A 13,980-nucleotide genomic window follows, 5' to 3' on the forward strand; every position below is an offset into this window, starting at 1 on the left:
AGCTAAACTTTCACAGAACGGATTCGGGCTGCGTTCCTGAATTCCGCCTCGGCTAGTACACTGGATCAACGCGTTATTGCCGGGAACAGAGAACTCACAAAGAGAACACGAGAAGAGGATCAGAGGAAACAATGAGCGATACCAGCCCAGAACTCGCACAGCTTGCCATCAACACGCTCCGCTTTCTAGCCGTCGACGCCGTGGAAGCGGCCAAGTCCGGCCACCCCGGAGCCCCCCTCGGCTGCGCGCCCATCGCCTACCTGCTGTACCACAAGATTATGAAGTACAACCCGACGGAGCCGCTTTGGTCCGACCGCGACCGTTTTGTGTTGTCGAACGGACACGCTTCGGCGCTGCTCTATGGCGTGCTGCACCTCACGGGTTACGATCTGCCGATCTCGCAACTGGCTGCGTTCCGGCAGTGGGGATCGCACACCCCCGGGCACCCGGAGTACGGCGAAACCCCCGGCGTCGAAGTCACGACCGGCCCGCTGGGACAGGGTCTCGGCATGGCCGTCGGTCTCGCGATTGCCGAAAAGCACCTGGCCGCCACCTATAACCACGAGAACCACACGCCGGTTGATCACTACACCTACGTCCTGTGCGGCGACGGCGACCTGATGGAAGGCATCTCGCACGAGTCCTGCTCGCTGGCCGGAACCCTGAATCTGGGCAAGCTGATCGTGCTGTACGACGATAACCTGATCTCGCTCGACGGACCCACCGACCTGAGCTACACCGAAGACGTGACCAAACGCTTTGAGGCGTATCACTGGCATGTGCAGATGGTGGACGACGGCAACGACCTCGAGGCGATCGAGTCCGCGATTCTGAAGGCCAAGGCCGAGACGACCAAGCCCTCGCTGATCCGCGTGCGGACGGTGATCGGTTACGGCAGCCCGAAGGCCGGTACGAACAAGGTGCATGGCGAAGCGCTCGGACCGGAAGCCACCAAGGCGACCAAGAAGAACCTCGGCTTCCCGGAGGACAAGAACTTCTACGTCCCGGAAGAGGCTGGCAAGCACTGGCTCGAGGCGGTGGAGAAGGGCAAGAAGGCTCAGGCCGAGTGGCAGGAGAAGTTCGAGGCGTTCTCGAAGGCCTACCCCGAGCTGGGCGAGCAGTACACCCGCACCTTCGAAGGCAAGCTGGCTGAAGGATGGGAGAAGGCGATTCCCGTCTTCCCGACCGAGAAGGGCATCGCAACCCGCAACGCCGGCCAGGTCATCCTGAACGCCGTGGCGAAGATCGTTCCCGAGCTGTTTGGCGGCGCGGCCGATCTGACCGCTTCGACCAAGACCATCTTCAAGGATTCGCCGAGCTTCCACGTCGATCCCAAGGGCCGCAACGTCTTCTTCGGCGTGCGCGAGTTCGGCATGATGGCCGCTGTGAACGGTATGGCGTCGCACGGCGGACTGATTCCGTTCGGCTCCACCTTCTTCACCTTCTCTGACTACTGCCGTTCGGCGCTCCGCATGGGCGCGTTGGAGTCGTCTCACTCGCTCTATATCTTCACGCACGATTCGATCGGTCTCGGCGAAGATGGCCCCACGCACCAGCCCATCGAGCACCTGATGAGCTTGCGCGCGATCCCTCAGCTTACTGACTTCCGCCCTGCGGACGCGAACGAGACCGCCGCTGTCTGGCACCTCGCGCTGGCCCGCAAGTCGCCTTCGTTCATGGCGCTTTCGCGTCAGGATCTGCCGGTTCTCGACGCCGAGAAGTACAAGGTGTTCGAGGGAACCTCGAAGGGCGCGTATGTGCTGGAGAACTTCGGCACGGACGTGATCCTCGTTGCGGCTGGTTCCGAAGTCGCGATGATCATGAAGGCGGCGTTGGAGCTGAAGGAAGCCGGGATTCTGGCGACCGTCGTCTCGATGCCCAGCTTCAAGATCTTCGAGGAGCAAACGGAGGAGTACAAGATGTCGATCTTCCCGCACGGTGTGCCGAAGATCTCGCTCGAAGCCGGTGCCACGATGGGCTGGTGGAAGTACATCGGACGCGACGGCATCGCGATCGGTCTGGATCGCTTCGGCGCCTCGGCGCCGGCACCTCTGGTGCAGGACAAGCTGGGAATCTCGGCTTCGGCTGTGGTTGAAGCGGCCAAGAAGCTGGTCAAGAAGTAAAGAGAAGGGACGGGGCATTGAGCCCCGTCCCTTCGTCCTTTGAGTCAAACGGAAACGTTTCACGGTTTGAGGAGCTTTCCACCCTCTGCCGCACGGAGCAGCATATGGTCACCAGCGAAAAAGAGATGGTTCGCCCGCTGATTGAGGGCACCAAGGCCCCCGAGCGCGATACCGTTCTCCAGCCCACCTATGAAGATTCCGTCCCACCGGACCCCGAAGAATACTGGGACGACCAGGACTAAGCCATGACGCAAGATGAAGCGAAGAAGCTCGTCGGCCTGCGCGCCGCCGAATTTGTCGAAGAGGGCATGGCCGTCGGACTCGGCACCGGAACCACCTCCGTGCAGTTCATCCATGCGCTCGGCGAGCGGGTGAGGGGCGGTCTGAAGATCAGCTGTGTGGCATCCTCGGAGTCGAGCCACAAGCTGGCGGCGTCTCTGGGCATCCCCGTGACGACCCTCCCGGAGCTTCCGGAGCTGGACCTTTATATTGATGGAGCCGATGAAGTTGCTCCCGGACTGGCGCTGATCAAGGGCGGCGGCGGGGCTCTGCTTCGCGAGAAGATCGTGGCGAGCGCTGCGAAGAAGTTCATCGTGGTGGCGGATTCGACCAAGATCGTCGAGCATTTAGGCAGGTTTCCTTTGCCGATCGAGGTCATCCAGATGGCGATGCCCCTGGTGGTTCGGAAGCTGGCGGCAATTGGTCTCGAAGGCAAGCTGCGGCACACCAAAGAAGGCAACATTCGCATGACGGACGAGGGGAACTACATCCTCGACTGTGCGTGCGGCGAGATCCCCGATCCCGAAAGGCTGGCGGCACAGATTCGTTCCATCGTCGGCGTCGTGGAGCACGGCCTCTTCCTGAACATGGCAGCCTTCGCGCTGATTGCCGGTGAAGACGGCGTCCGCGAACTCCATCCTTAAGCCAATCCGAAAGCGATCAACCTCCCATGAGCAACGCGCAACAGGGTAAAGTCTGGTTCATCACCGGAGCCTCCACCGGGTTCGGCCGGCTCCTTACGCAGCATCTCCTCATCCTCGGCGCGAAGGTGGTTGCCACGGCGCGCAAGCCTGAGGTGCTCGCCGATCTCGCTGCTCCGAACCTTCTTGCGCTGGAACTGGACGTTACGAAGCCGGAGCAGATCGCCTTTGCCGTGGAGCAGGCGCTCGCGCGCTTCGGCCATGTGGATGTTCTGGTCAACAACGCCGGGTATGGCGTGACGGGCGCGTTTGAGGAGGTCTCGGACGACGAGCTTCAGCCGATGTTCGCGACCAACGTCTTCGGGCTGATCCATGTGACCAAGGCGCTGCTGCCGCAGTTTCGCGCACGCAGATCGGGCAATATCCTCAATCTATCGTCGATCGGCGGCCTGATCGGGCTGCCAGGGTGGAGCATGTACAACGCCACCAAGTTTGCGGTGGAAGGGATGTCCGAGGCGCTCGGTCTGGAGCTGGCTCCGCTGGGGATTCACGTGACGATCGTCGAGCCGGGACCGTTTCGCACGGACTTTCTGGGCCGCTCCGGCGTCGAGGCGGCGGTGCAGATCCCCGATTACGCCGAGACCGCTGGCAAGACCCGCGAGTACTTCCAGACGCAGGGCGGCAAGCAGGCGGGCGATCCGCAGAAGGCGATCGAAGCCATGGTCGCGGCTGCGTCGGCCGCCGAACCTCCGCGGCACCTTCTTCTGGGCAGACTCGCGCTGGAGCGTTACCGGGCCAAGATCAAAAGTGTGGAAGCCGACATCGCCGCTTGGGAAGAGACGACGCTCGGGGCAGACTTTCCAAAATGAAGCAATCGTTCCCCAATGGGGGCCATAGGCTTTCGCCGTGGCAGTCAATCGTTTTACGTCTTCATGCAATCGCAACGTCCCATTGACACGCTTAGCAATTACTCTTTAAGTGGCGTTCTAACTCGAAATCGAGAAATCACAGACATCGCGGCCTTCCGCGCAAAGGAAAGACAAATCATGGAACTCGGAATTATTGGACTTGGCAAGATGGGCGGCAACATGGCGGAGCGTCTCCGCCGCGCCGGACACAAGGTTGTCGGCTTCGACTTCTCGAAGGAGGCCACCGCCAAGCTCACCGCTGCCGGCTCGCTCGGCGTGGACAGCCTTGAAGACCTCGTGGCGAACCTGAGCGCTCCCCGCGCGATCTGGATCATGGTGCCGTCGGGCGATCCCGTCGACCAGACGATTGCCAAGCTGAAGCCGCTGATGCAGAAGGGCGATATCTTCATCGATGGCGGCAATTCGAACTACAAGGACACGCAGCGCCGGCATGACGAACTGGTTCCCGAGGGCTTCGGCTTCGTGGACTGCGGTACGTCGGGCGGTATCTGGGGCATCAGCGAAGGCTATTCGATGATGATCGGTGGCGACAAAGAGGTGGTTGAGAGCCTGCGTCCGATCTTCGAGACACTGGCTCCGGGTAAGGATGAGGGCTGGGGCCGCGTTGGGCCGTCCGGTGCGGGACACTTCGTCAAGATGGTCCACAACGGTATCGAGTATGGCCTGATGCAGGCGTATGCCGAGGGCTTCTCGATTCTGAAGGCCAAGAAGGTGCTTGACCTGGACCTGCTCCAGATTGCGTCCATCTGGCAGAAGGGTTCGGTGGTGCGTTCGTGGTTGCTGGATCTGACCACCGATGCGCTGCGTAAGAACATCAACCTGGACGGTCTCGAGGCGTTCGTGCCGGACTCCGGCGAAGGCCGCTGGACGGTGTTCGAGGCGATCGATCTGAACGTGTCGGCACCGGTAATCACGGAGTCGTTGCTGCGCCGCGTGCGCTCGCGCGAAGAGAACAACTTCACCGACCGTATGCTCGCCGTAATGCGGAATGAGTTCGGCGGACACGCGGTGAAGAAGTCTTAAGTCCTGACGGAGCAGGCGGGGTGCATGATCCCGCCTGCCCAAAACCGGAATCGAATTGCCTCGCAGCACGCTCTAAACATTCAGCAGTATCACGAGGAAACAGCGTCATGACCAACACGGAAATTCACGTAACACCCTGCGCCGAGCCCACAACCGGCTCCGAGCGCAAGCCCGACCCCTGCGTCGTCGTCATCTTCGGCGCCTCAGGCGATCTGACCAAGCGCAAGCTTCTGCCCGCACTCTACCATCTTGAGCAGGGCGGCCTTCTGCCCTCCGAGATCGCGGTTGTTGGCGTCGCCCGCCGCTCGCTCGAATCCAGCTTTGCCCCTGACATGCAGGATGGCATCATCGCTGGAGGCGGCGTCGACCAGGCTGAGGCCAAGCTTGCCCCCTTTGTTTCCAAGGTGAGTTATTTTGCCATGAACTTCGACGATGCCGGCGGCTACGAGCGTCTGAAGGACTACCTGGCAGAGATTGACGAGAAGTTCGGAACCAAGGGCAACCGCCTGTTCTACCTGGCCACCGCGCCTGAGTATTTCTCCGACATCATCAAGTATTTGGGTGAGAACGGCATGGCGAAGCCTGAGCCGTGCAAGCCCGGACAGCGCGCCACCTGGGTCCGCACCATCGTCGAGAAGCCCTTCGGGCACGATCTGGAAAGCGCACGCGCTCTCAACGATGAAGTCAACAAGGTCTTCTCCGAAGACCAGGTCTTCCGTATCGACCACTATCTCGGCAAGGAGACGGTGCAGAACATCCTCGTCTTCCGTTTCGCGAACTCGATCTTCGAGAACGTCTGGAACCGCAACTACATCGATCACATCGAGATCACGGCGGCCGAGGCCATCGGTATCGAAGGCCGTGGACCGTTCTACGAGCAGGCAGGCCTGCTGCGCGATGTCATCCAGAACCACGTGATGGAGGTTCTCAGCTTCATCGCGATGGAGCCGCCGGTTTCGTTCGAGGCTTCCGCTGTGCGCGCCGAGAAGGTTAAGGTCTGGCGTGCGATCCAGCCGATCGCCCCGGAGAACACGGTGCGCGGCCAGTATGGTCCGGCCAATATCAACGGCAAGGACATCCTCGGCTACCGCCAGGAAGATCGCGTGAATCCGGAGTCGCAGACCGAGACGTATGCGGCGCTGAAGCTGGAGATCGAGAACTGGCGCTGGGCTGGCGTTCCGTTCTACATCCGTGCGGGCAAGCGCATGACGAAGCGCATCACGGAAGTGACGATCATGTTCAAGCAGCCGCCACTGCGGCTGTTCAAGAACAAAGAGGGTAAGTCGGATCACATCGAGCCGAACTTCATCTCGATGCGCATCCAGCCGGACGACGGCATTACCCTGCGCTTCGGCGCGAAGGTGCCGGGGCCGTCGATGGATATCGCCGCAGTGGACATGGACTTCAGCTACGCGGATGCGTTTGGTCCCTCGTCGAACAACGGTTATGAGCGTCTTTTGTTGGATGCCATGCTCGGCGATGCGACGCTGTTTGCGCACCGCGACGGTGTGGAGGCGACCTGGTCGCTGATCACCCCGATCCTCGAGAACTGGGCGAAAAACCCGATGAAGGACTTCCCGAACTACGCCGCAGGCACATGGGGGCCGGATGCCTCGGACGCTCTGCTGCGCAAGGACGGACGGAAGTGGCGCAAGCTCTAGCCAACCCGGAGGGCCACGTCTGGAATCCATCGGACGTGGCCTTCGCTTTTTGAGAGTGGCTGCACCAAAAAGGGTGCAGCATGCAGGTCCAGGCGCAAGCCCTGATTCAGCAAGACTTTAGGTCTAAAAGGCAGGGCGGGGGATTCGCCCGGAAACGATATTCGGAGAGCACCGTATGCCACGCGCCGTCACCGCCATCTACACCGTATTCTCGACCGCCGCCGCAACCGCCGAGGCCGCCGCGAAGCTGTTTGCCGACACCGCCAATGAGGCCGTGACCAATCGTGGGCGCGCCCGCATTGCGATCTCAGGTGGCTCCACGCCGAAGAATATGTTCAAGCTGCTGGCGGCTGAACCGTTCCTGAGCGAGGTGCCGTGGGCCAAGATCGACCTGTTCTGGGTGGACGAGCGCTGCGTTCCGCCGACGGATGCGGACTCCAATTACAAGATGACGAACGAGGCTCTGCTGAGCCATGTGCCGCTGCCGGCGGAGCAGATTCACCGGATGGAAGGCGAGCTCGAACCGGAGGTAGCGGCGTCGCGGTATGAGTCGCAGATTCGGATTGCGTTTCGGCTGGAAGGCGCGGAGACTCCCACGTTCGACCTGATCCTGCTGGGCATGGGCGACGACGGCCATACAGCTTCGCTGTTCCCGCATACAGAGGGCCTGGATGAGCTCTCGCGCATCGTGATCGCGAACCACGTGCCGCAGAAGGATACGTGGCGCATTACGCTGACCTGGCCGGTGATCAACCAGGGGAGGAAGGTGGCGTTCCTGATTGAGGGCGCAGCCAAGACCGATGTTCTGGCTGCGGTGCTGACCGGGCCATACCAGCCGGATACCTATCCCTCGCAGATCATCCGTCCTGCTTCCGGGAAGCTGACCTTGCTGCTGGATACGGCTGCGGCTGCGAAACTTCCCCCGGCGGTCGATGGAACCGGTACTCTAAACCTCTCATAGTTGAGCGAAACAACCGGTTGTTGTCGTGACCGTAGCCTCCACACCACAGGGAGCAAGCAAAAGCATGATTCTCGCAGGCGATATCGGCGGTACCAAGGTCCACCTGGCTCTGTACCAGTTTGAGAACGGCAGGCTGACGCCGACGCGCGACCATAAGTATCCGGCGAATGAGTTTGCCTCGCTCGACGAGATCGTCAACGACTTCTTCAAGGACGATTCCGCGGCACGTAAGGACGTCCAGGCAGCTTGCTTCGGATGCCCGGGGCCAGTACGCAACGGACGGTTGAAGCTGACAAACCTGCCGTGGACCCTGGACGCGCGCGACCTGCAGAAATCCCTTTCGATTGAGCACATCTTCTTGATCAACGATCTCGAGGCCAACGGCTACGGCATCCCCGAACTGGCTCCCGAAGCGATCTATACCCTGCACCAGTCGGATCCGGCTGCGGTGGGGCATCGCGGGCTGGTCTCGGCAGGCACCGGCCTTGGAGAGGCGCTTCTGGTGTGGGACGGCGATAAGAAGCACACGCCGATTCCCTCCGAGGGCGGACATGTCGACTTCGCCGCGCGCACCGACCAGGAGATCGCGTTGCTCCAGTATCTGCGGCGCACCCTGAAGGGGCGGGTGTCCACCGAGCGGGTTGTTTCGGGCATCGGGATCAAGAACATCTATGCGTTCCTGAAGGACGACCAGAGGATGGAGGAGCCGGCCTGGCTCGCGGAGCGGATGCAGCACGAAGATCCGAACGCGGTCATCGGTCAGTGCGGGGAAGATGGTTCGTCCGAGCTGTGCGCGGAGACGCTCAAGATCTTCGCGGGCTGCTATGGAGCCGAGGTCGGGAATGTCGCGCTCAAGATTCTGGCGATGGGCGGAATGTATATGGGCGGAGGCATCGCGCCGAAGATTCTGAAGACGATGGAGAATGGCGTCTTTATGCAGGCCTTTCTGGACAAGGGGCGGATGTCGACCCTGCTGGAGGCGATGCCAGTCCGGATTATTCTGGACGATACCTGCGCGCTGCTGGGTGCGGCGGGGTATGCGGAGATCAAGGCGGGCGAGATCTCCGGGCACTCCGAAAGGGCGGCTTCGCTGGTAAAGGCGTAGTACGCTTCGTCAGGTAGAGTTGGGCAGCGTTGTTTCTTTCTTGAGAATGAGATATGCCAAGTCGTCGCGACTTCCTGCAAACCGCCGCTGCTTTTGCTGTTCTGCCCAAGCCATCGCCTTTGAACCTCTCCCTGTTGAAGACTCCGGTGCTATTTGCGGGCGACGCAACGCATGCATACCGTGATCCTGCGGCCTTCTATTGGCAAGGCACGTTCTACCTCTTCTTTACCCTTGTGATCACGGAGCCGAACGGCATCGCGTACTCCTATGTCGCGCAGTCGGAGAGCCGCGATCTTCGGATGTGGACGAAGCCGGTTCTGCTGACGCTGCGGAGCAAGAACCTCGACTTTGGTTCGCCAGGAGACATCGTGCAGGATGGCCCGCACTTCATTCTTTGCTTCCAGACCTATCCACGGCCGCACGGAGAGAAGTATGGCAACCAGGACTCAAGGATCTGGACGATGAGTACGCGCGATCTCGAGCACTGGGGCCTGCCTTATCTCATTCGCGTCAAGGGGCCGAAGGTGGCGCAGGATCAGATGGGCCGGATGATCGACCCGTACCTGCTGGCGGACAAGGATAAGCCAGGGAAGTGGTGGTGCTTCTATAAGCAGAACGGCATCAGTATCTCGTCCTCGCCGGATCTGGAGACGTGGACCCCGGAGGGGCGAACCGACGCCGGCGAGAACCCGTGCGTGATCGTCGATCGCAACGAGTATGTGCTGTTTCATGCGCCGCCCAATGGCATAGGAGTGAAGCGCTCTGCAGACCTCCAGCATTGGAGGGACGAGCCGACGTTCTTTCTCGATCAGAAGCGCTGGCCTTGGGCGCAGGGCAGGCTGACGGCTGCGTTCGTGCTGGATCTGCGGCATGAGCCCTCGGTGGGGAAGGCTCTGCTGTTCTTTCATGGATCGCGGTATCCGGAGACTGACCCTCGCGGAGGCTTCGACAACCATGCGTCGCTGGGGATTGCGTGGTCGGACGATCTGCACCATTGGCACTGGCCACCCAACCCCGGAGCGTAGGCTTGGCGTAGTCTGGGCGTATGGGCCATGATTTTACGCACCGTGCGGACCTCGACGAGGAGATGGACTCCCTCGCCACCTATCCGGAATACCGGCGTTGTCTTCACGACCTGGATTCGGTCAGCCGTATCGTCCTGGCGCATCGGCCTACCCTTGCCTTTCTCGATGACGTCGCGGCTGACCATGCGGGGCCGCTTCGCATCCTCGATGTCGCCTGCGGAGACGGCTCGATGCTGCGGCGGATTGCGGGTTGGGCGCGGCGGAGGAAGCTTGCCGTGGAGTTGACCGGGGTCGACCTGAATCCGTGGGCGATTCAGGCTGCGCGAGAGTTCCGGCAACCCACGCCCCCAATTGACTACGTCGCCTCGAACGTCTTCGACTACCAGCCGCCGGTAAAGCCCGACGTGATTCTCAGCGCGCACTTCACGCACCATCTGCCGGAGTCCGATGTGGTCCGTTTTCTGGCGTGGATGGAGTCGACGGCGCGGCTTGGCTGGTTTGTCAACGATCTACATCGTCACCCGAACCCCTATCGTCTGTTCGGCTTGTTGGGCCGCATCGCTCCGTGGCATCCGGTCATCCTCTCCGACGGACTGATCTCCATCCGGCGGGCGTTTACGATGGAAGACTGGCAGCGGATGGCGTGCGAGGCCGCGATTCCGGAGTGTACGATCGCGGAGCAGTTTCCGGCGCGTGTTACGGTCGCCTCCATTCAGCCTAGGCGATAGACTGGAAGCCATGATCTTCGGTCTTTTCCTGCTTCTTGCGCCCTCCCCCGTACTGACTGCGAACCCTCTTCCTCCGGTTGCCGCCGCTCAGTCGGCCGCTGGTCCGTCCGACTGGCAGGCCGATCTGAAGCGCCGCCGCGACATGCTGGTGGAACGCAACGGTCCCGGCACCAACGCCGCGCTGCGTGCTGAGCTTTTGTCCATGCGAGACCATGACCAGGACGCCCGTGGGATGCATCGTGCTCCGGGCGAGGGGTCCAAGCAGCCCCAGATTGCCCTCAATCTCGCCGAGATCGACAAAAGCCTCACCGACGAACTCAAGGGAATCTTCGAGAAGAATGGCTGGCCGACCATCAACCTGGTCGGTATCGAGGCCTCGAACGCCGCGATGCTGATCCTGACCCACACCGCCGATCATGCATGGCAGAGGACGCTTCTGCCGCAACTGGAGGCGCTCGCCGATTCGAAGCGTATCGACGGGTCGGCGCTGGCGCTGGTGATCGACAAGGATCTGATCGCGCATGGCCAGCCCCAGCGCTACGGCTCACAGTTCAAGCTGGTAAACGGGGAGATGGCGATGTACGCCGTTGAGGACCCTGGAGCGCTCGACCGCATGCGCGCCGAGGCTCTTCTGCCTCCCATGGATGTGTATCGCAAGAACCTGATCGACATCTATCACTTCAATATTTCGAAGCAGATCATCGCTCCGTCCGCACCGGCACCTCAACCGTAAGCATTTGCCAGGAGCGCACCGCTCTTGAAGGAAACGACCATGTATCTCCGCGCCTCCGTTTTGTTCGCCGCAACTCTGTTTGCCTCCTCAGCCGATGCTCAGCGGCTTCCCACCGGTGTGCATCCGGAGCACTACAAGCTTGCGCTCACGCCAGATCTGAAGGCTGCCACCTTCTCCGGCACAGAAACGATCGACCTGACGCTCGATACGCCATCGAAGACCATCACACTCAACTCGGCCGAGATCCAGATCCTCTCCGTCACCGCAGGGGGCCAGACCGCGACGGTCAGTTACGACGTGCCGAAGGATCAGGCGACCTTCACCTTTGCGCAGCCGCTCCCCGCAGGGCAGGTTCATCTGCAGATTGCCTACAACGGCATCCTGAACGACAAGCTGCGCGGTTTCTATCTTTCGAAGACCAAGGCCCGCAACTATGCGGTGACCCAGTTCGAACCGACCGATGCGCGGCGGGCGTTTCCCAGCTTCGATGAGCCGGCGTACAAGGCGACCTTCGACGTGTCGCTGACGGTAGATGCGGGTGACACCGTGATCGCCAATGGGCCCATGCTGTCCGACACGCCCGCCGGACCGGGGAAGCATACCCTCGCCTTCGGGACGACGCCGAAGATGTCCACGTACCTCGTCGCATTCCAGGTGGGCGACTTTCAGTGCACGTCCGGGAAGGCCGATGGTGTGCCCATCCGAGTGTGCAGTACACCGGACAAGATCGGGTACACCGGCTTCGCCCTTGAAGCTGCTGAATACATCCTGACCTATTACGACAAGTACTTCGGCATCAAGTACCCCATGCAGAAGCTCGATCTGATCGGCCTGCCGGACTTCGAAGCGGGTGCGATGGAGAACTTTGGCTGTATCACCTATCGCGAGACGGATCTGCTCGTCGATAAGGCCGCGAGCACCGACGCAAAGAAGCGGGTCGCACTGGTGGTTGCGCACGAGATGGCGCACCAGTGGTTCGGCGACATGGTAACGATGCAGTGGTGGGACAATCTGTGGCTGAACGAAGGGTTCGCGACGTGGATGTCCACCAAGCCGATCGCCAAGTGGCATCCCGAGTGGCTGTTCCAGGAAGACGATGCCAAGACGCTCGACAGTACGCTCAACCTCGACGCGCAGCCTACGACCCACCCTATTCTCGCGAAGGACACGGAGACAACCGACCAGATCAACGAACTCTTCGACGGAATTACGTACGGCAAGGGCGGCGCGGTGATCGGGATGGTCGAGAACTATCTGGGCGAGGAGGTCTTCCGCAAGGGCGTACACAACTATCTGGCGGCGCATCTCTATGGCAATGCCACGGCGGAGGACTTCTGGAACGCCCAGACCAGCACGTCGCACCAGCCGGTGGACAAGATTATGGCGAGCTTCGTGGCGCAGCCGGGTGTGCCCTTGCTGACGATCGGCCAGGACTTGAACGTGACGCAGAGCCGCTTTTACCTCGATTCGGCACAGCGCGAGTTGCCTGTGGCTGGCCGTCTTCCGGCCTGGAATATTCCGGTCTGCCTGAAGGGGCAGAAGAAGACGCAGAAGTGCGCGGTGATCTCCTCGCCCTTGACCCCGTCGCCGGATAAACTGGCCGTGCCGGACGGGGCGCCGTTCTTCTATGCGAATGCGGGAGACCATGGTTACTACCGGACGGTCTATCCTGCTGGGCAGTTGAAGGCGATCACCGCAGGCGCTGAGGCAAGTCTCTCGGCGCCGGAGCGGATCGGTCTGCTGGGCGACCAATATGCCCTGATGCGCGCGGGACAGGGAAGCGTTGGCGACTTCCTGGATCTGGCCTTTGCGTTCAAGGCGGATCCCTCGGCTCCGGTTCTCGAGAGTGCGCTGCTGAAGACGGAGTCCATCGAGGGCACGGCTGGCACGCCGGAGACGGAGGCGCATCTCGATGCGCTTCTGCTGCGCGAGTTCGGACCGGTGTACCGGTCGCTCGGCAAGCCTAGCCGTTCGGAGCCGTACAACACCCAGGCTAGGCGGACCATTCTTTTCTCCATCCTGGGTGTGTCGGGAGACAAAAGCATCCTTGCGGATGCGAGGACTCTGACCGAGGAGGTCTTCGCCGGAAAGAAGCCGCTCGATCCGGCGCTGACCGATGCCGCCGTTGTGGTCGCGGCGCGGAACGGCGATTCTGCTCTCTACGACAAGCTGCAGGACGTTGCCGAGAACGCCACGGACCCGGGACTGAAGTCCGATGCGCTCACGACGCTGGCGAAGTTTCAGGATCCGCTGCTGGTCGTGCGGACATTGGAGTATGCTTCGTCCGGCAAGGTGCGAAACCAGGATTCGTGGATTCTCTTCTCCTCACTGCTACAGCAGCAGAAGACCCGCGAGATTGCCTGGCAGTACATACAGCAACATTGGCCGGCGGTGAGCGCGCAGTTCACGACCAACTCTGGGGTGCGTGTGGTGGCGGCTGCGGGAAGCTTCTGCTCCGTCCAGCAGCGGGACGAGGTAACGTCTTTCTTTGCGACGCACCATGTTGAAGCTGCCGAGCGGACACTGGCCAAGTCCATCGACAGCATCAATGACTGCATCCGCCGCCGTGCCGTCCAGAGGCCCGAACTGGAGCGGTGGCTCGCGACGCATCCTTAGCCTTGTCGTGTTTTAAGGCAGTTACGGACACGGCATCTGAACCGATTCCACATGGGGCAACCTCTTTGGGTTGTCTTACATCCAAAGTACGAAAAAGGGAACAATCAATTTCTTTCCCCAATTTCACCTTAGACGGTGTAAATTTGCTCTATAGGC

General features: G+C 61.2%; 12 protein-coding genes. All 12 read left to right on the top strand.

Annotated elements, in window-relative coordinates; genetic code table 11:
• Window positions 1-131 precede the first annotated feature (131 nt).
• Window positions 132-2,123 (top strand): transketolase, encoded by a 1,992-nt coding sequence (gene tkt, locus BM400_RS05960; RefSeq protein ID WP_089837538.1) that lies wholly within the window; start codon window positions 132-134, stop codon window positions 2,121-2,123.
• A gap of 17 nt (window positions 2,124-2,140) precedes the next feature.
• Window positions 2,141-2,365 (top strand): hypothetical protein, encoded by a 225-nt coding sequence (locus BM400_RS21945; RefSeq protein WP_175528890.1) that lies wholly within the window; start codon window positions 2,141-2,143, stop codon window positions 2,363-2,365.
• 3 nt (window positions 2,366-2,368) lie between these two features.
• Window positions 2,369-3,046 (top strand): ribose-5-phosphate isomerase RpiA, encoded by a 678-nt coding sequence (gene rpiA, locus BM400_RS05965; RefSeq protein ID WP_089837540.1) that lies wholly within the window; start codon window positions 2,369-2,371, stop codon window positions 3,044-3,046.
• 26 nt (window positions 3,047-3,072) lie between these two features.
• On the top strand, window positions 3,073-3,912 hold the full coding sequence (locus BM400_RS05970; protein WP_089837542.1) for an oxidoreductase: 840 nt from the start codon (window positions 3,073-3,075) through the stop codon (window positions 3,910-3,912).
• A gap of 63 nt (window positions 3,913-3,975) precedes the next feature.
• A complete protein-coding gene (gene gnd, locus BM400_RS05975) occupies window positions 3,976-4,995 on the top strand; it encodes a phosphogluconate dehydrogenase (NAD(+)-dependent, decarboxylating) (protein ID WP_089841544.1) in 1,020 nt (339 codons plus the stop codon).
• A 107-nt stretch (window positions 4,996-5,102) separates the two neighbouring features.
• Window positions 5,103-6,656, top strand: coding sequence for a glucose-6-phosphate dehydrogenase (gene zwf / locus BM400_RS05980; protein WP_089837544.1), 1,554 nt, complete (start codon window positions 5,103-5,105; stop codon window positions 6,654-6,656).
• A 175-nt stretch (window positions 6,657-6,831) separates the two neighbouring features.
• Window positions 6,832-7,617 (top strand): 6-phosphogluconolactonase, encoded by a 786-nt coding sequence (gene pgl, locus BM400_RS05985; RefSeq protein ID WP_089837546.1) that lies wholly within the window; start codon window positions 6,832-6,834, stop codon window positions 7,615-7,617.
• 64 nt (window positions 7,618-7,681) lie between these two features.
• Window positions 7,682-8,722 (top strand): glucokinase, encoded by a 1,041-nt coding sequence (gene glk / locus BM400_RS05990; RefSeq protein ID WP_089837548.1) that lies wholly within the window; start codon window positions 7,682-7,684, stop codon window positions 8,720-8,722.
• Between the two features lie 53 nt (window positions 8,723-8,775).
• Window positions 8,776-9,747 carry a glycoside hydrolase family protein gene (locus BM400_RS05995; RefSeq protein WP_089837550.1) on the top strand — a complete coding sequence of 324 codons (972 nt, stop codon included), beginning with the start codon at window positions 8,776-8,778 and terminating at the stop codon, window positions 9,745-9,747.
• A 20-nt stretch (window positions 9,748-9,767) separates the two neighbouring features.
• On the top strand, window positions 9,768-10,475 hold the full coding sequence (locus tag BM400_RS06000; RefSeq protein WP_089837552.1) for a methyltransferase domain-containing protein: 708 nt from the start codon (window positions 9,768-9,770) through the stop codon (window positions 10,473-10,475).
• 10 nt (window positions 10,476-10,485) lie between these two features.
• Window positions 10,486-11,208 (top strand): DUF6624 domain-containing protein, encoded by a 723-nt coding sequence (locus BM400_RS06005; RefSeq protein WP_089837554.1) that lies wholly within the window; start codon window positions 10,486-10,488, stop codon window positions 11,206-11,208.
• Between the two features lie 24 nt (window positions 11,209-11,232).
• Entirely contained in the window at window positions 11,233-13,824 is a 2,592-nt protein-coding gene (locus tag BM400_RS06010) for a M1 family metallopeptidase (protein WP_245781710.1), read from the top strand.
• The last annotated feature ends 156 nt before the right edge of the window (window positions 13,825-13,980 follow it).

Origin of the sequence: Granulicella pectinivorans, assembly GCF_900114625.1 — a bacterium.
GTDB classification, from domain to species: domain Bacteria; phylum Acidobacteriota; class Terriglobia; order Terriglobales; family Acidobacteriaceae; genus Edaphobacter; species Edaphobacter pectinivorans.